Below are 18240 nucleotides of genomic sequence, written 5' to 3'. Positions count from 1 at the left end.
GAGTGCGCTGCTCGTCTCGAATCGATCGCCAGTACGCTCGAGAAATGGGAGAGGCCAGCTCTCCGCCGGGGCAGAGATCCTGCAACAGCGCACCCTCGAGTCATGATCCTCGCAACGCTGTTTTGTCTTTCTAATAAACATGGCAAGCTACTGGTGAATGAAACGCAGAATCGATCGAATCGTATCCCTCAGGAAGGTCGAACTACGATGCGTGGCATCGGGTAGGAAGGGAGGAGAAGATCATCGATTTCCGGGCTGCAGCTGATTGACGGCGTACGAGCGGTTTACTCGTTCGAGAGAGGCGCCGAAATTTAGAACGCTGCCGCGAGTCCTCCGATGAGACCAGCCGTGATAACGAGTCTCCCGAGGCTTCCGAGAAACGTCGCGGCCGCGAACTTCGCGTAGTCCCGTTCGAGCACGGCAAAGGCGTAGATTGAGATCGTGTCGGGGAAAAACGGGACGGACAGCGCGATCGCCAAGCCGCCGTAGCCGTAGCGTTGTGCGAGTTTGACGGAGCGTTTCTCCGACCACTGTAAGACGTCCCATCTGGACCGCCGTAACCATCGAACGACCGGCCCGGACTGTTTGACTTCTTGGCCGATGTGGAACGCGAACACGCTGCCCGCGGCTTTCCCGGTCGCGCTGACGAGCATGATACTCGAGAGGTGTGCCCACGAAGGGAGACCGAGATCGAGTGGCGCAATCAGGACGATTTCGCTGGGTCCCGGCAGGGCGAACGCGATCAGAAACGAGTAGACGAAGATTATGCCCATCCCGGGCCATCCTGTTGCTGATTCGACGATCGTCTCAAATCCCCCGAGGAATAAGAGTGGGAGGTTCTCAAGCATGAGCAACAGTGGAATACGCGACGTGTACATATGGGATTACCTCTTTTCGTCTCCGTTATTGCCGTCTCCATTGAACGTCGAATATGTATCGATGATTCCATCGATACGGGCGCCGCCGTTCACCTTCTCTATGTCGCGAACACGAACGAGCCCAGCCTCGTCCGCCTCGGCGAGCAGGTCGTCGACGTGTTTGAGCGAGGGGCAACGAGTGAGTGTTCTGGAGCCCGGCGAGTGCGTTATTCGAACGCCTCGCGAAGCGCTTTGCCGGCGCGCTCCTGTACATCGCTCCCCGCCTCGATCGCGGGAAACGGGTCCGCAAGCTGGCTCATGTTAGCGAAGTCGTGAATCATATCTTCGTAGTGAGTATGCTCGACGGGAACGCCCGCATCGGCGAGCGCTCTCCCGTACGCGAACTGTTCGGTCCGGAGCGGGTCGTACCCGGAAGAATACATGGTTACGGGCGGGAGTTCGGCGAGAACCCGTTCGGGAGCCCGTAGCGGGGAGGCTCGCATGTTCGCTCCGTCGATATCGTCGCGGAGGTAGTGATTCCAGAACCAGACCATTCCCCGGGTCGTCAAGAAGTAATTATCCGCGTTTATCTCGTACGATTCGGTGTCGAAGGAGTGGTCGGTGACGGGATAGAACAGCAGTTGATAGTCGATCTCCGGGGCGCCGAGATCCTTCTCGATGGCCATCTGTGCGACCACCGTCGCCAGGGTGGCTCCCGCACTCTCACCAGCGACGGCTACCCCCGCACCGGCGCCCAGTTCCGTAGCGTTGTCGGCGGTCCATTTCGTCGCCAAGTAGGCGTCTTCGACGGCTCCGGGGAACGGGTGTTCCGGCCCTTTTCGGTAGTCGACGGAGACGACGACGCACTCGCCGTTAGTTGCCAGCGAGCGAGCGACTTTGTCGTGGGTGTCGATGTTACCGACGACCCACCCGCCACCGTGGAAGTAGACGACTGCAGGGAGCGTTCGGCCCGGCTCCGGATCGTAGATTCGCACGCGAATGTCCCGCGCGTACGCCGGAATCTCCCGTTCGTCTACCGAAGCGACCGGTTCGGGTTCGACGTCCGGAGTGAACAGGTCACCGAGGAGCGTGCGGGCTTGTTCGGGCGACAGCTGCGTAAGGTCGGGCGCCCCTTCGGCTTGTAGCGTATCTAGCAGTGCTTGTGCGTCCGAATCGAGTCGTTCAGCGCGGAGACCGCTGGAGTCGACCGCTGAGCGCGTGTAATCGATCTGCATCATGCGTTTCTCACATCTCGTGACCTGAAGCCGTACAACCGCATCGTCCATCGTTCAGCAACAACTGACGACTTGGTCACGTCAGCCGTCTCCGCCGACGCAGATGACGATTGTTACTGTTCCACGCAATATTGGCAAGCTTCCGTTACCAACCGAGATCGATTCCGCGTGATATCGCGTAAATGGCCTGCTGTCTGCCGAATATATGGACGACCATGTAGTCGGATCGAGCAGTCCAGTAGCTCGTTCGGGACCTGTTGGAGAGCGATCGGAGGATCCGCGTCGCGTTAATGGCTGACTGTTGGGGGGTTGTGAGATGGATCGTCGAGAAAACAACCACCCGGTCTCTGGGAGTGATAGTATTGATACCGCCGAGTCAGGGTGTGCGCTTCGAACGGTCTCGCTCAAATCTACTGTATACTCAGTCAGAGAAACTTCTCTCCGTATTGATATCATCGCTACTCTTTTTCGCCCGGATCCGTTCCACCAAACGAACCCCAAGCAGCCATTCCGGCCAGGTGAGTTCGCGTCGCTCTCGGTCTCGGTCGGGGAAGCTCCGGATTTCAGTCATACTGTAATTCACGAGCGCAACGAACACGACGCCGCCCACGGTATTCCCGAGGACGACCGGGACGAAGAACTCGAAGAAAACGGTGAAAAACCCGGCCTCGCCGGCGAACGCGAGGAACAGCACTTCGCAAGCGCCGACGACGCAGTGAAACAGCTCCGTGGCGGGGATCGTAAACATGATCAAGTAAACGAGGAAGAATCGCGAGAGGGTGTCTCGCGCGGCGTGTACGAGCCAGACCATCGTTGCGACGAGTCCGCCGGCGAATACGCCCTTATAGAAAAGCGCCGACCACGAGATACTCAGCGCGTGTTCGCCGAATTGCTGGGCCGTCTCGGCGGTCGCCGGGGGAAAGACGCTCGTCGTGGCGAGAAGATACGCGACGATTCCCGCACCGATGACGTTCGCGGCGAGAACGATCATCCAGAGGCGAAGGAGCTGTGGAAGGCTTGCGAATCGCGTCAGGACGAGTGTGACCGGTGTTAGCGTGTTTTCGGTGAACAACTGGTAGTTCCCGAGAACGATAATGACGAAGCCGATCGGATAGAGGAGGTTTCCCATCCCGGTTGGGTCGTCCGGATAGGCCGTCGTCATGGCTGCTCGCGCGAGGAACGTCCCCCCGACGCTGAGACCGGCAGCGAGGCCGCTGAAGAACAGCAGTTGTTTGCTCCGTTCGACATCTTCGTAGGCGGTCGCCGTTACGCGTTGGAAAATTTCATCCGCAGAAAACCGATCGCGAACCGCTTCGCCGGCTGCGGGCGCGCCCAGGCGGGATCTGTCGATCGTCTCTCGAAGCTCTCGATTCTCTAGTTGCATCGAGCGTTCGATATCGGTCAGGTTTCCTGCGCTCGCGATCGTCGCGAGTAACGAGTCAAACGTGAGTGGGCCATCGTAGCGCTCACCGTTAATGTAAAAGGTCGGAACTCCGTTCACGCCGCTGCGCACGCCGCTCAGCATGTCCTCTTGGATCCGTTCTTCGTACGTCTCAGCGTCTAACTCGTCCGTGAACCGATCGATGTCGAGATCCAGTTGCTCAGCGTACCCGACGAGATCATCCCGAGCGAGTGCGTTCTGGTGTTGATAGAGGAGATCGTGCATCTCCCAGAACCGACCCTGCGCGCCCGCAGCCTCGGCAGCTTCCGCTGCCTGTTGTGCGCGCGGGTGTTGTTGCGTTAACGGAAAGTTCCGAAACACGAGCCGGAGCCGAGTGCCGACCCGGTTTTGAATCCGCTGGATGACTGGGTAAGCGTCCCCGCAGTACGGGCATTCGTAGTCGCTGTATTGGACGAGCGTCACCGAAGCCTCGTCGGTTCCGCGGATATGATCGCGTCCGCTGACTGGCATCGTTAGCGTTGGCGTTTCGACTTGGCTCATCTGTTTTCTCTCCTTATGGTATCATCGCTGACGATAATCACGCGAATCTCGCAAGTTAGAGCGCTCGTTGGATCGCAGCCGATAGCAGGGATGTCGACCACGACCCGTCGTAGCGTTCACCGTTGATGTAAAACGTCGGCGTTCCGTTGACCCCCGAACGAGCCCCGCCGATGAACTGTTCGTGGATTCGCTCTTCGAAGGCGTGGCTCTCAACGTCGCGCCGGAACCGCTCGGAATCGAGACCGAGTTGGTCGGCGTACGTACTCAGCGACTCGTCGTCGAGGGCGTCCTGATGCTCGTAAAGCAGATCGTGCATCGCCCAGAACTCCGCTTCGCCCTGCGCTCCGGCAGCTTCGGCCGCCTCGGCGGCGTGCTGGGCGTGTTCGTGCACGTGGGTGAGCGGGAAGTTGCGAAAGACGAATCGCAGGTCGTCTTCGAACCGGTCCTGCACTTCCTTGATAACAGGATACGCCTGACCGCAATACGGACACTGGTAGTCGCCGTACTCGACGAGCGTTACGGCGGCGTCGTCGGGGCCCTGCCGGTGGTCGTCTTCACTTACGGGAACAACCAATCGGGAGACGTCCGATTGGATCGATCCACCGCTCATCGACTCTCTCCCACCTCGATGGTCGAGGAGAGGGCTTCGAGTTCGCGAAGGATACCGTCGGCACCCGGATTAATTCCGACCGGGGAGACGTGGCTCCACTGAATGATACCGCCGCCGTCGATGACGAACAACGCCCGCTTGCTTGTCCCGACGTCATCGCGATACACGCCGTAAGCTTTTGCGACGGCGCCTTTCGGCTCGAAATCTGCGAGCAATGGGAAGTGAAGACTCCGATCTTCCCCGAAGGAGTGGTGACACCAGACGCCGTCGACCGAAATTCCGAGCAGTTGCGCCCCGTGAGCTTGAAACTCCGGGAGGAGCTGGTTGTACAGCGACATCTGGTCGCCGCAGACCGGACTCCAATCGGCCGGATAGAACGCAAGGACGACCGGCTGACCGTGAAAATCGCTGAGTGAAACTGTCTGATCCGGCGTAGTCGGGAGCGTAAACTCCGGTGCACGCGTCCCAGCGGACAGCACCTCGCGGTGAGTCTCTCCGCACGGGATATTATAGTGATCAGTGCTCATAATTGATTGACAAGAGCCTTACGCGCACCACGTATATAAATTAGTTACCAGTGGCTGTTTTGGCCGCCAGCACCGATAGCAAGTCCTGTTCGCCACTCCAGGCGCGCCAATGACCACGCCGGAACGGAGTACGGCAGACGGGAAGGGTGCTCCGATGAACGATGCCGTATGTGAAGATCGAAAGCACGCGCAAATCGGCTGACCGTCATGTCTTACGTTCTGGGCAGGGGAGAGCCGAGCACGGATGAGGCGTTACTTTCGACAGCGAGAGATCGCCCGAAAGAGACCGTATGTCCCGATCGACGGAGCGAGGTGGCGAGCTATCCCTGGTCGCTCTCGGCGATCAAGTTTTCAAAGCCGGTCATGATCGGCGGTGGGGCTCCAGTAGGAACCATCATCGATTTACGCGTCTCAGCCCCGCTCGGATGCCAACGATTCCCACGAACAGGGCTATCGCGCCGATGACCGTCCACTGCGCTGATCGTCCGGTGATCGGTTCGCAGTCTGCGACGCACAAAACGGGACCGATCTGGACGATTCCGAGACCTTGGACTACCCATAACATCCCGAGAAGCGCCACGATGGCGCCGAGGGTTGTCATCACAGCCGCTTTCGCGTTCATGTTTCAGCACACCTGAGACGTATCCTCGCTCGAGATTCCAACGCGGATGATGAGTCATACGCTCCTCGATCGATTCGGCTGTCGGCTTCGGTACGGTTCACCGGCGTGGCAGTTCCGCGCACGAAGGGTCCGGACGGACTACCACCGAGACCCAGCGTTTCGATCTCGTCGAGAGCGACGGGGCTTGCTGCGATCAAATCGTCCGTTCTCCGATCGAGATGGGAGCCGTTGACGGCCCGTTTCCAGAGCTCACTGCTTCGAGATCGCGCGAGATATCGCCGGTGTTCAGCAAGATCAAAGCGCTCAGAGAGCGCGGAGACGATCGGCTGACCGGGAGTCGGTGGTTTCGCGTCCGTCCTGTTCGTGTTGCTTCGTTCAACTTTTCTGCTCGACATGGGGTAGTGATACGAACGAGCCGCCCCCACATACCAATGACGCCACACATCTGCACCGCCTGCACGAGCGAGTATTCGACGTCGATCGCGAGCATATCAACTATCAATACTAGCAATCTGTTTCTCGAGAGCGTTCAGAGAACGATCCCCCTCGTCCCGGACGGTCGGATTCAGTCTATTAGCCCATCTCGACTACGTATGAGTCGATAGATTCGATTTTTGCGCCCTTCGTGTGTCCCTCGAATTCGAACACTTCACAGAATGCGTGGGTGTCTCCGCTGTCGGCGGTTATGACACCGGTCACAGCGGCCATATCTCCGTGGGTGATGATGTTGTTGACCGTTATCTCGGAGATTCCGTCGAGGAAGAGATCCATCGAGTCCACGACGCTCTGACTTCCGTCGAGTGTTTCCTCACCGATGATCGCCAACCGAACATCATCGGTGAGCATCGAACGAATCGCCTCCTCGTTGCGCTCTACGAACGCGACGTAAAAGTCCGAGAGGAACTGCTTTCTGGGCGAGTTGCCACAGTCCTCTTCGATCGAAATTTCGGGCATGGCGTGTGTGTCTGTTCGATCCGGTTGCTCTCGGTTCTTCATAGAAGTTCGTACGCGAGAACTATAGATAACGCTTCGCTGAAACGGAGTTTAGTAAACGTATTGATTGATATCAGTTGGCTGCGTGAGCGATTCTCACAAAATGACCACAGTGACTACTCACACCACAAATGTGATATAATCACAGACAGGAATGGAATAGCAACTATTATTAATCATTATCCCAGTGTTAATAATCAGGCATCGCGTGAATTCGAAAAACGTCGATCGATCGGATCCGTCTCAACCCGCCCCACAGCATCGAGAAATCCGAAGTTTTACAATCAAAGTTTCACTATTACAACTTAGTTTGATGGAACGGACGATAGATGCTGATCGATTTCGAAACGACGATACCTGCCGCGAGCGGTCGAGAGCTGCACTTATTCGCCGAACGCCGCTGCGAACGAGATGCACTCGAGCGGGCAGCCGCGACGACAACTGCGACGTCTCGGGACGGCGGAACCGACGACGTCCCGATTGCGCCCGTCGCTCGTGTGACCGCGTTCGAACGCGATCGTCAGCCCCCGTCCGGCACTAACCCCGATGCTGCGCGCCCTCTTCGTCCGGTTTGGATCGCTGTCGTCGGTTCTACTCGGCGTCTCGCTGATCACGTACGGATTCGTGTTTCTGACGCCCGGCGATCCGGCGTACACGATCCTCAGAGAGCAACGCCAGAGCCCGCCATCGGAATCCGAGGTGGCGAGCTTTCGGGCCGAACGCGGGCTGGACGAACCGTTCCTCGTCCAGTACGGCTCGTGGCTCACCGACGCGCTCCGGGGCGATCTCGGCACGTCGTACTACCAGTCCGAGCCCGTCACGTCGCTGGTGCTCGCGCACCTGCCGAACACGCTCGAGCTCGCGCTGGCAGCGACGGCCGTCTCGGTGCTGCTCGCCGTCCCGCTGGGCGTGGTAAGCGCCGTCCACCGCGATACCTGGATCGACCAAACCAGCCAGATCGCCGCCCTGGTCGGCGTTTCGATGCCGAACTTCTGGCTCGGCTACCTGCTGATCCTCGTCTGTTCGCTCTGGCTCGGGCTGACGCCCGTCGCCGGCGCGGGGACGCTCGAGCACCTCGTGTTGCCCGCGATCACGCTCGGCACCGGGATGGCTGCAATCGTCACGCGACTCGTTCGAACGTCGATACTCGAGGTGCTGGAGGCCGAGTACGTCGACACCGCGCGCTCGAAGGGCGTTCGCGAACGGCTCGTGGTCTACAAGCACGCGCTCCGGAACGCCCTCATCCCGGTCGTAACGATCGTCGGGCTCCAGTTCGGCTTCGTCATCAACGGAGCCGTCGTCGTCGAGGCCGTCTTCCAGCGGCCGGGGCTGGGAACGCTGCTCGTCGACGCCGTCTTCGCCAGGGACTACCCGATCGTGCAGGGCGTCGTCCTCGTGACGGCCGTCGCGTTCGTCCTCACTAACCAACTCGTCGATCTCGCGTACGTCGCGCTCGATCCGCGCATCGAACGGGGTGAGCGATCGTGAGCGACCGCAACGCTGGGTCCGAATCGGCGACGGGGGTGACCGGACTCCTCGAGCGCGGTCGCCGTCTCGTTCGCTATCGACCCGCCGTCCGGACGAACGGCTCGATCCGTCTCGGCGGCGCCGTGGTCGGGCTCCTCGTGATCGTCGCCGTCGTCGGCCCGATCGTGTCTCCGTACGATCCGACCGCCCAGGCGCTCGAGAATCGACTGCAGGGCCCGTCGCTCGCCCATCCCCTCGGGACCGATCCGCTCGGCCGCGACGCGGCGACGCGGCTCGCGTACGGGGCCCGCGTCTCGCTGGCGCTGGCGCTCGTGGCGACGACTATTCGGGTCGGTATCGGAACGACGGTCGGACTGCTCGCGGCGACGGGCGGTCGCGTCGTCGACGCCGTGTTGATGCGACTCGTCGACATCCAGCTCGCGTTTCCGGGACTCGTGCTCGCGCTGGTGATCGCCGGCGTGCTCGGACCGAGCCTTCGAAACGTCGTCATCGCGCTTTCGGTCGTCGGCTGGGCCTCGTACGCGCGGGTCGTCCGTGGGAGCGTCCTCGCCGTCAAGGAGCGGCCGTTCGTCCAGACTGCCACGCTCTACGGGACGCCGTGGCACCGGCTCGTCCGGCGACACCTGTTGCCCCACGTCGTCAGTCCGGTGTTGGTGCTGGCGACGCTGAACCTCGGTACCGTCGTGCTCGCCGCCACCGGCCTCTCCTATCTCGGCCTCGGTGCGCAGCCGCCGACGCCCGAGTGGGGCACGATGATCGCCGACGGCCGAAACTACCTGCGATCGGCCCCGTGGCTCGTCACCGCCCCCGGCGTCGCGATCATGCTGCCCGTCATCGGCTTCAACCTGCTCGGCGACGGGCTGCGCGACGCGCTCGATCCCGACCACCTCGACGACCGACAGCGGAGGCGAACCTGACCATGACCGCGAACAACGCTCTCGAAATCGAGAACCTCCACGTTCGATTCGACACCCGTTCGGAGACCGTCCACGCGGTTAACGGCGTATCGTGTCGGATCAAACCCGGCGAAATCGTCGGCCTGGTCGGCGAGAGCGGCTGCGGGAAGTCGGTTACCGCTCGCTCGATCGTCCGCCTCGAGGCACCGGGCGAGATAGTCGACGGCAGCATCCGCTACGACGGCCGGGAGCTGACGACGGCCGACGAGCGGACGCTCCGGCGGCTCCGCGGCCGCGAACTCGCGATGGTCTTTCAAGATCCGTCGACGACGCTGAACCCGGTGTATCCGGTCGGCGAACAGATTGCCGAGGCGCTGCGGATCCACCGCGATCCGGATCACCAGCCACTGCTCCGGGAACTCGCACGCGGGACGAGTTCTCGACTACGCTCGTCCGAGGTCCGTTCGGAGGTGCTCAAGCTCATGGGGACGGTCGGCATTCCACGTCCGAGCGAGCGGATCGACGCCTACCCCCACCAGTTCAGCGGCGGGATGCGTCAGCGCGCCATGATCGCGATCGCACTCGCCCGTCGCCCGTCGCTGCTGATCGCCGACGAACCGACGACCGCGCTGGATACGACGACCCAGGCGGCGATCCTCGAGCGACTGGCTGCTCTCAACGCCGAGCACGGGATGGGAATGCTGGTGATCAGCCACGACATCGGCGTCGTCTCACAGTTGTGCGATCGGATCGTCGTCATGTACGACGGCGTCGTCGTCGAGCGGCGACCGGCCGAGGGCCTCCGTTCGAATCCCGCACACCCGTACACGAAGGCGCTGTTGGGCTGTCTCCCCCGCCGCGGCGAGTCCGGCTCCCGCCTTCCGACGGTCCAGGGGACGCCGTCGGACGGATCCCCGCCGCCCGCAGGGTGTGCCTTCGTCGATCGCTGTCCGTTCGCGACGGGCGACTGTCGAACGGCGACCCAGCCCGTCGTCTCGGTCGGACCGGACCACGACGTCCGATGCGGCGTCCCGGAGGCGCGCGAGGCGTCGCTCGAGACGATGCGCGCTCGACGAGCGCGAGCGGACGCTGCACGTAACGCGTCGGAGACGTCGAACGACCCGCGATCGGTGGCCGTCGACGGGGGCGCGACCGCGTCCGTGGCGGACGCAGCCGGCGATGCGACGCGCGAACACGAGCAGGCGCGACGCGACCGATCGACGCGAACCGACGAGCCGGTCGTCACTCTCGAGGGCGTCGCGAAGTCGTTCCGGGAGTCCGACGCCCTCATCGACCGGCTGCTCGGGACCGACGGTCGCATTCCGGCGGTCAGGGGCGTCTCCCTCGCGCTGCGCCCGGGCGAGACCGTCGGCCTGGTCGGCGAGAGCGGCTGCGGGAAGTCGACGCTCGCGAAGCTGATCGTCGGCCTCGAGACGCCGGACGACGGCACCGTTCGGCTCCACGGGCGGCCGATCGGCGGCGTCGACTCGCGGACGGACGCGCAACTGACCGAGATCGGCGTCGTCTTCCAGCACCCCGGCGCGAGTCTCAACCCTAAGCGGACGGTCGGAGCGGCGATCGCCGAACCGCTGGTCGAGGCGGGCTGGTCGCGCCCGCGCCGGAAGGATCGCATCGCGGAGCTGTGCTCGCTGGTCGGCCTCCCGAACGACGTCACCGATCGCTATCCCGGCCAGCTCTCCGGCGGGCAGCGCCAGCGGGTGGCGATCGCGCGGGCGATCGCGCTCGAGCCGTCGGTGCTCGTGTTGGACGAGCCGACGGCCGCGCTCGACGTCTCGGTCCAGGCGACGATACTGAATCTGCTCGCGGATCTCCAGGCCGACCTCGGCCTGACGTACCTGTTCATCTCACACGACATCGACGTCGTGCGCCACGTTGCCGACCGCGTCGCGGTGATGTACTGCGGACGACTCGTCGAGATCGGCCCGGCGCATGCGACGCTCTCGCGGCCGACTCACCCGTACACGCAGACGTTGTTGGACGCGATTCCGGGCGGTCGGGCGGACAGTGGATCGGGTGGGGACCAAGCCACGGACGCGCTCGCCGGCGAGCCACCCAGTCCCGCCGATCCGCCGTCAGGCTGCGCCGTTCACCCACGCTGTCCCGTCGCCACAGACGAGTGCTCCCGCGTCGAGCCGAGCCTCGACCCTGTCGGGGACGACGCCCGGTCGCGCTGCCTGTACGCGGATGCGTGGCGGGACGAGCGAAACCGGACCGCGAGCCGAGAGCGCGACGAGCGTCTCGAGGCCGACTCGAGCGCGTGCGACGCCTCCGTCGATGCCGAAAGGTCGCCGAGTGACCCCACCGACACGCCAGAAATCGACTGATGAAGGATACGCAACTCACGATGGACCGACGTACCGCGCTGCAAACGACGCTCGGAACCGCGACGCTCGCCGCGGCGGGGTGCCTCTCGAGCGACCCCGACGACGGAGCGGACTTCCGTATCGGCGGGCCGTGGAAGCCGAGCCGCGATCCGCTGGACGGCGGAAGCCAGCTTCGCCGCCTCGGCATCACCGAGGCGCTAGTTAGCGTCGACTACGACGCGAATCCGACGCCGGGGCTCGCAACGGAGTGGGAACGGTCGGACGAACGCCGCTGGGAGTTCGCGCTCCGGGAGGACGTGACGTTCCACGACGGCGAGCCCCTGGACGCGGCGGCCGCCGTCGAATCGCTCCGACGGACCGCCGACTCCGCCGCGTTCGCGGACGTCCCGATCGAGGCGATCGAGGCCGTCGCCGAGGCGACCGTCGCCGTCGAGACCGAAACCCCGTTCGCGCCGTTGCCGGCCCACCTCTCGCGCAACGAAGCGGTGCTGCTCAGTTCCGACGCCATCGATGCGGACGGCTCGATCGCCGATCCGGTGAGTACCGGCCCATTCGCCGTCGACACCTTCGAACCCGGCTCCGAGCTGCGGGCCGTGCGCAACGACGACTACTACGGGGCGCGGCCCGAGATAGAGACCGTCCGCTACGAGGTCGTCGACGACGATCAGACGCGGCGGATGAAACTCGAGAACGGCGAACTCGAGATGGCCCGCATCCTGCCCCACGAGATGGTCAGCGCGCTCGAGGCGGCCGACGGGATCGACGTCTACACGCCCGAGATCCCGCGGATCAGGTTCCTCACGTTCGACACGCAATCGGAGCCGTTCGACGACGACCGCGTTCGGCGGGCGGTCGATCACGCGATCGATCGGGAGGCGATCACCGAGTCGGTCCTCGGTGGTGTCGACGATCCCGCCGTCGGGCCGTTCACCCCGGAACTGACGGAGTGGGCGAATCCGGACCTCGAGACGGAGCGCTACGATCCGGACCGCGCCCGGTCGCTGCTGTCCGAGGCCGGCTGGACGATCGACGGGGAAGGCGACGGCGTCCGAACCCGCGACGACGACGAACTCGCCGTGGAAGTGCTCACCTTCGACGCCCGGAGCCTGCCGTTGATCGCCGAAGTGTTGCAGGCGCAACTCGCCGCGGTCGGCATCGACCTTGAGGTGACGGTCATGGAGTACTCCGCGATGGTCGATCAGGTCGGTCAGGGCTCCTTCGACATCTATTTCACGTCCTGGGGCACGCTGTGGTATCCCGACCCCGACAGGCTCGCGGAGCTGTTCCACTCGGAGGCCGCGTCGCTGCACCACGGCTACGAGAACGAACGCGTCGATACGCTGCTCGAGGAGGCGCGCGAACTCGACGACCGCGAGGCACGACTGGAACGCTACCACGAAGTCCAGTCGATCGTCCTCGAGGACGCGCCGGTCGCGGTCCTGACGAACTACACGAGCGTCGTCGGGACCGCGAGCAACGTGCGCGGCTACCAACCCCACCCGACGGAATTGCGGTACGGGCTCGAGTCGATCACGCCGGCGGAGTGACGGTCCCCCCGCCCTGAAGGGCGAGGGGTCCCGAGCGGCGATGGGTTCGACCTCGTCTTTGCTCCGATCGTCGACGACCACCTCGAGACCGCCTTCGAAGCGGATCGCCCTTTTGGCACCGTGGTGACGACCGAGTCCAGCGCGGCCGACAATATCGACCTCTCATCATGCACCAGCAGTCGCTCGAACTCGGCGTCGTGGGTCATCCTGCCCGTGCTCCTCGGTGGCCGACAGGAGTGCATCAGCGAGGAGTTAGCCGGCATCGCGGCGGCCGGCGGTGACGGGACGATCGAACCGTACGTCGATGATCGCTACGCGTTCGACGAAGGTTCCGAGACCCACCGTCGCGCCGCAGACGGTGACTTCCTCGGAAAGGTCCTGCTCGTCAACGAGGAGTCGATCGGGGTGGGCTCTTTGGAGTTGGTGTCGAACATGATTCGACGATCACTGCCCACTGTTTATCGATCATCTCACTCCAGCCAAAACATCTCTCACGTGCTATTCCGGCGTCAGCCGGGCTGGGATGCCCAGTACCCAGGTTCCTTCGCACTCGGATCAGTCAGCACCACGCGCTCGCTGGCGCGGAATACAGGTCGGTCTCTCGCGCCCATACCTTTTCTCACGCTCTGTGGGGTAGCAAGATTTCCATAGGTGAATACAGAGGGCGTATGCAACACTCCAACTCTAGCTATTTTGTAAAATTATCGCTAAATCAGTCGATATAGAAACCAACTGCCACCCCTGCGATCGGGATCATCGCTCGATTGGAGGACGCTGACGGGATCTACCGGACGGTTCTGGAGGCCCGTCGGCACGGACTCCAGGTGTTCCTCGCGCCCACCGATACTGGAGCCGACGAAATCGTCGACCTCACCGTCGAACTCGGCGTCGAAGTCGTCCCGCCACCCGAATCGGACGCCGACTGGATAACGCTCCGAAAGCCCCTCTCCTCGGCGGTTCGGGCCGCAGGCCACCCGGGGCTCGTCCTCCAGCCGGAAGGCAGCCCACCAATTGATTATGAGCGCACGCTCGAGGCGTTCAATAAGGGCGGGTTCGAGATCAACGCGATCAGCCGCCGATCCGGGGGAGTCCCCGAGCAACCCCACGTACTCGTTGGTATTCCAGCGTACAACGCGGCGGGAACCATCGCCGGAGTCGTCCGCGAAACCGCAGGCTTTGCCGATGAAGTTCTGGTTGTCGACGACGGCAGCGCAGACGGGACGGGCAATCGGGCCCGCGACGCCGGTGCGACTGTTATCACCCACGATCGAAACCGGGGTTACGGCGGCGCGCTCAAGACGATTTTCGAGGTTGCCCACAAGCGCAGGGCCGACCACCTCGTCACCATCGACGCCGACGGCCAGCATGACCCCGGCGAGATCCCACGACTCGTCGCCATCCAGGAGGACACCGGAGCCGAGATCGTGATCGCGAGTCGGTACGTGGCGGGCGCAGAGACGGAGGTACCCTTCTCTCGATCGATCGGGCTCCGGGTGGTTAACGCACTCACGAACGTACTCATCGGCCGCATTCGATCCTCGCGGAGGGTCCGTGATACCCAAAGTGGATTCCGGGCGTACACGGCCACAGCGGTCGAGTCGATCTACGGCGGGTGGGATATCGGCGACGGGATGTGGGCGAGCACCGACATCCTCTATCAGGCCAACATCGACGGCCTCGACTTTCAGGAGATCGGCACGTCAATCGAGTACGATGTCGAACACGGCAGTACTGAGAGCGCCCTCACCCACGGGTTCAGCTTGATCCACAACATCGTTGGCATCCTCGAGCGGGTTCACCCCATCACCCTGCTCGCGATCCCACCCAGCTCCACCGACCACTGTCGGCGAAGCCCCTCGACGGCGTCGAGGGCGACCTTGAAGCCGCCCAATCCGGGGAGCGTCTGTGGGCCGTCTCCGCCGAAGTGGAGGATCACTCCGGATCCGCGCTCGACCATGTGCCGGGCGGCCGCCCGGGCGGTCAGGAACTGTGTCCGCGTCGCGGCCGTGATCGGCTGGAGGAAGTCCTCGACCGATATCTCGGTCAGCGGCTCCTGGACGTCCTCATACGAGATGACGTTGAACGAAACGTCGAGACGCCCGGCTTCCTCGACGACTTCGTCGGCGAAGTCGTCGACCGCTTCCTCGTCGAGGGCGTCGACAACCGTTGTCTCGGCGTCACCACCGTCTGCGCGAATCTCCCCGGCGACCTCCTCGAGCGCCGAGTGCGTTCGACCAGCGAGGAAGACCGTCGCCCCCTCTCGAGCGAAGGCCTGGGCCACTGCACCGCCGATCTGACCGCCCGCGCCATAGATCACGGCCACCTTGTCTTCAAGTAACACGTCACTCCACCTGCCCCCATCGAAACGCACTCTGATCAGGATAATCCACCGCCGCCGTGCTCTCTCCGTTGATCTGAATCATACGATAATCATCTGCCGGTACGTACGCGCTGCGAGTATTTAGCTTAATAGTCGCTATCGTAATTTCTATTGTGGGTAAAATAGTATTGTGCTTATGATCGAGATAGACCTAGTGTCACTACTTATTGGATTACTCTGGGGACTTGCATTTGTCGTAGTAAACCATATACTCGGAGCAGAAAGGAAATACATACTTATACTAATTCTCATACATATTACTATCGTTATGGCTGCAATATATACATTATTGAGCGTAGACGGTTCTGTGATCGCTGCCGGTGTCATCACCCTCCTTGTATTAGTCTTGGCAAAATTCACTGAACTTCCGAAAAACGGTTCTAACCAGATTTAGATGAGTTCTTCAAATTTGCAAGCGTACTAGTCATCAAAGCGATAGGGCTCTGATGGAATGAAAGCCTGCTAAGTCCCTGAGAATGAATGGAAGAACTGAGTGGTAAAGTAGCTATCTTATTGGGTAACCGTCACAGACACTCCTCGGTAAGGTGCCTGTCCCATTCCGCCTGACAAGGCTAATACCATTGGTTGAGCCTGCTGCCCCACTTATCGAGATCGTCTGGTTCCAGTCGATATCGGGGCGCTTCACAGCGCTGGCATTCCCACTCATCATCAGGGACTTTTTCGGACTCGAGGGTTCTGTTGAATCGCTGTAAGACGGTGGATTTCACTGTTTGACGGCACGTTTGATGTTGTAGACGACACATATCAGAGCAATCTCACGGAACTCCCGTTACCAGCTACGCGCTCGCTCGGCTACGCCGTGCGAGCGCTTGACGGCGGAGTTAACGGTTTCGGTCATTGACCGCTGAGCGTACCGATCTTCATCAATGTGAGCGTTGTGTGCATGATCGTATGGAACGAAGATCCGATGTTTGATCAGTGGGCGAATGTCGAGGTCACGAAGTCGTTCGCGGAGTTGTTGCTTGTCATAGCCCTTATCAGCAGCCAGAGACCGCAGATCGCCCGCATTCTGGCGGGCGATCTGCCCACAGAGATCCGCGTCACTTCCTTCTAACGTCGTCGAGCAGTGAAGATCGAGCACAGCTTGCGTTGCTGTATCGATGAGTTTTGTAACTTTGAGCGTCTAAACGCGATAATTCGTTCGTTGGCAGTAGTGGCGGCTTACACGATCTCGTTCATAGAACGTAGCGTCGATTACAGCGCGCTCAGGGAGATCGTGTAGCTGCGCCGACTGGCGCAGCAACACTCGACAAACGCTCATCTCGATCCGATCAAACGCCTTACACAGCGTAGAAGGTGCGGGGAGATCGGCCTTGATTCGGCCGATTTCCTCTGTTATTTGTGGCATTTCCTTCAGCAGATCGATCGTCATTCGATAGGACGTATCGAGGTAAACCTGGAGACACTGCAGCGAAACGAGGGCATAGTCGGCGAATCCGCCGCCACCGCTCGGGGCGGCGGATTCGCCTCGTTCACCCGTAACTCTTTGTGCAATCGGGACGCAACGCTCGGTGAAGCGGGAGATTTGGGTCATGGACAACCGAAGTCGTTCCGCTTCAACTCCTTCGATTTACTGACTTACCCCGACGCCGTCTAGTGATTCAAGACAGCCCTACAAACAGTATCTTGTCTCTCTCGCTGGGCATATTCAGGGACCAACGGCTGACCACCGATTCCATTCCCGGTAACTCTGACCGGTAGTGTATGAGCTGAGACTACTCAGATGGGTTTGTCACTCGCAGTTTATCATCGACCTCGTAGAGATACCCGCGCTCAAGAAGCCGAGTGAGTGCATGATTCACGTCTTCAGGCTCGAGTTCTATTGTTTGAGCTTCCAAGAGGGTGTCAAGGGCCTGTTCTCGAGAAAAAGAAGAGATATCTTCATCGACTTCCTATTCACAGAGGACTGCATAGCACTCGAGGATCCACTCTGGCAGCGGCGGACGGGGACCGGCTGTATCGTACATCTCAATCCCGTGCTTGAACAGTTTGCTGTCCAACCGTTTAAGAATATCTCACCACCATTGCTTTTGTCACTATATTTCTCCTTGATAAAAAGTGGGCAAAGAGGACAACAGAAGGATATCACCGGAGATGGCCTTTGCTCGCCGACTTGCTTCCACAAACTATGCATCATATATTGTTTCGGGGCAGATTTAAGCGAGAATGACGGAAATATGAGGTTATGGTATCACCGGGGGAGAAATCTTACGAGGAAGGAAGCATCGCTGACTTCGCTCACCAAGCAATTTCAAGAATTCAGACGCATGCCGACAGTGATGACCCGCAGAAGAACCTGATCGGTCTTAACGCTCTGCTGTTCGTTTTTGTCACCGGGTTCATCATAGCGAGTTGGCTCTCGAATGCAGAGACAGTCTTCAGCCTCACGTTTTTCGTCATTCTCGTAGTTAGCTTGGTGTTCGCGGCTATTCTGACACTCGGGTATCTACCTCTAATGGACACAGTGAACAGCTTCGGCTCTGAGTCTCTAAACGGACTCAGGCTAGCAATATTACTCGAGTTCTTCGCGTTCACTAGCGTATATCAGATAAACATAACTGATCCAGCGGGGCAATTAACTGACCGTCAAAAGGAGGTCGTCCGGGCAGCGATCACGGAGGGATACTACGACATCCCTCGTCGTGCAACGCAGAGTGATTTGGCGGCTGAACTCGGGCTGTCACAAGGGACGATCGGCGATCATCTTCGGCGAATAGAGGCAAAGATCATCAAGTCTGTAATTGTATAACAGCGAGACTTATATTGTTTTGAACGTC

At 61.0% G+C, this 18240-nt stretch carries 14 protein-coding genes and 3 pseudogenes; 8 read left to right on the top strand and 9 right to left on the bottom strand.

Annotated elements, in window-relative coordinates; genetic code table 11:
- Window positions 1-311: 311 nt before the first annotated feature.
- The 6 genes from MUH00_RS20260 to MUH00_RS20235 form a co-directional block, all read right to left on the bottom strand.
- Window positions 312-848 (bottom strand): YqaA family protein, encoded by a 537-nt coding sequence (locus MUH00_RS20260; protein WP_247004663.1) that lies wholly within the window; start codon window positions 846-848, stop codon window positions 312-314.
- Between the two features lie 236 nt (window positions 849-1084).
- Window positions 1085-2143, bottom strand: coding sequence for an alpha/beta hydrolase (locus MUH00_RS20255; RefSeq protein WP_247004661.1), 1059 nt, complete (start codon window positions 2141-2143; stop codon window positions 1085-1087).
- A 370-nt stretch (window positions 2144-2513) separates the two neighbouring features.
- Window positions 2514-3956, bottom strand: coding sequence for a formate/nitrite transporter family protein (locus MUH00_RS20250; protein ID WP_247004659.1), 1443 nt, complete (start codon window positions 3954-3956; stop codon window positions 2514-2516).
- A gap of 133 nt (window positions 3957-4089) precedes the next feature.
- Window positions 4090-4644, bottom strand: a complete 555-nt coding sequence (locus MUH00_RS20245) for a DsbA family protein (RefSeq protein ID WP_247004657.1) — start codon at window positions 4642-4644, stop codon at window positions 4090-4092.
- The gene (locus tag MUH00_RS20240) at window positions 4641-5171 is read right to left on the bottom strand and encodes a redoxin domain-containing protein (protein WP_247004655.1); all 531 of its coding nucleotides are present in this window, start codon (window positions 5169-5171) and stop codon (window positions 4641-4643) included. Before MUH00_RS20240 ends, MUH00_RS20245 begins: the two co-directional genes overlap by 4 nt.
- A gap of 1195 nt (window positions 5172-6366) precedes the next feature.
- Window positions 6367-6789: a nuclear transport factor 2 family protein gene (locus MUH00_RS20235; protein WP_247004653.1), complete on the bottom strand. Its 423-nt coding sequence runs from the start codon at window positions 6787-6789 to the stop codon at window positions 6367-6369.
- A 543-nt stretch (window positions 6790-7332) separates the two neighbouring features.
- On the opposite strand from MUH00_RS20235, the gene nikB reads away from it, so the two are divergent.
- The 6 genes and pseudogenes from nikB to MUH00_RS23270 form a co-directional block, all read left to right on the top strand.
- The gene (nikB, locus tag MUH00_RS20230; RefSeq protein ID WP_247004651.1) at window positions 7333-8274 is read left to right on the top strand and encodes a nickel ABC transporter permease; all 942 of its coding nucleotides are present in this window, start codon (window positions 7333-7335) and stop codon (window positions 8272-8274) included.
- Window positions 8271-9191, top strand: coding sequence for a nickel transporter permease (gene nikC / locus MUH00_RS20225; RefSeq protein WP_425603072.1), 921 nt, complete (start codon window positions 8271-8273; stop codon window positions 9189-9191). Before nikB ends, nikC begins: the two co-directional genes overlap by 4 nt.
- A 2-nt stretch (window positions 9192-9193) precedes the next feature.
- Window positions 9194-11515 carry a dipeptide ABC transporter ATP-binding protein gene (locus MUH00_RS20220; RefSeq protein ID WP_247004650.1) on the top strand — a complete coding sequence of 774 codons (2322 nt, stop codon included), beginning with the start codon at window positions 9194-9196 and terminating at the stop codon, window positions 11513-11515.
- Window positions 11515-13062: an ABC transporter substrate-binding protein gene (locus tag MUH00_RS20215; RefSeq protein WP_247004648.1), complete on the top strand. Its 1548-nt coding sequence runs from the start codon at window positions 11515-11517 to the stop codon at window positions 13060-13062. Before MUH00_RS20220 ends, MUH00_RS20215 begins: the two co-directional genes overlap by 1 nt.
- 66 nt (window positions 13063-13128) lie before the next feature.
- The gene (locus tag MUH00_RS20210) at window positions 13129-13713 is read left to right on the top strand and encodes a hypothetical protein (protein WP_247004727.1); all 585 of its coding nucleotides are present in this window, start codon (window positions 13129-13131) and stop codon (window positions 13711-13713) included.
- A 173-nt stretch (window positions 13714-13886) separates the two neighbouring features.
- A pseudogene (locus MUH00_RS23270) lies at window positions 13887-14480 on the top strand (glycosyltransferase family 2 protein); the annotation flags it as partial.
- Between the two features lie 377 nt (window positions 14481-14857).
- On the opposite strand, the gene MUH00_RS20200 reads toward MUH00_RS23270, so the two are convergent.
- Window positions 14858-15403 carry an SDR family NAD(P)-dependent oxidoreductase gene (locus MUH00_RS20200; RefSeq protein WP_321576107.1) on the bottom strand — a complete coding sequence of 182 codons (546 nt, stop codon included), beginning with the start codon at window positions 15401-15403 and terminating at the stop codon, window positions 14858-14860.
- Window positions 15404-15578: 175 nt separating this feature from the next.
- Between MUH00_RS20200 and MUH00_RS20195 the strand changes: the two genes are divergently transcribed.
- A complete protein-coding gene (locus MUH00_RS20195; protein WP_247004644.1) occupies window positions 15579-15836 on the top strand; it encodes a hypothetical protein in 258 nt (85 codons plus the stop codon).
- Between the two features lie 330 nt (window positions 15837-16166).
- On the opposite strand, the pseudogene MUH00_RS20190 reads toward MUH00_RS20195, so the two are convergent.
- A pseudogene (locus MUH00_RS20190) lies at window positions 16167-16997 on the bottom strand (IS5 family transposase).
- Window positions 16998-17178: 181 nt separating this feature from the next.
- Window positions 17179-17430, bottom strand: a pseudogene (locus tag MUH00_RS20185) (hypothetical protein).
- Window positions 17431-17648: 218 nt separating this feature from the next.
- Between MUH00_RS20185 and MUH00_RS20180 the strand changes: the two are divergent.
- Window positions 17649-18212: a helix-turn-helix domain-containing protein gene (locus MUH00_RS20180; RefSeq protein ID WP_247004641.1), complete on the top strand. Its 564-nt coding sequence runs from the start codon at window positions 17649-17651 to the stop codon at window positions 18210-18212.
- Window positions 18213-18240 lie beyond the last annotated feature (28 nt).

Origin of the sequence: Halosolutus gelatinilyticus, from assembly GCF_023028105.1 — an archaeon.
Classification (GTDB): domain Archaea; phylum Halobacteriota; class Halobacteria; order Halobacteriales; family Natrialbaceae; genus Halosolutus; species Halosolutus gelatinilyticus.
The sequence above is the reverse complement of the archived record's forward strand: the minus strand, read 5'-3'. Positions and strand labels throughout refer to the sequence as shown.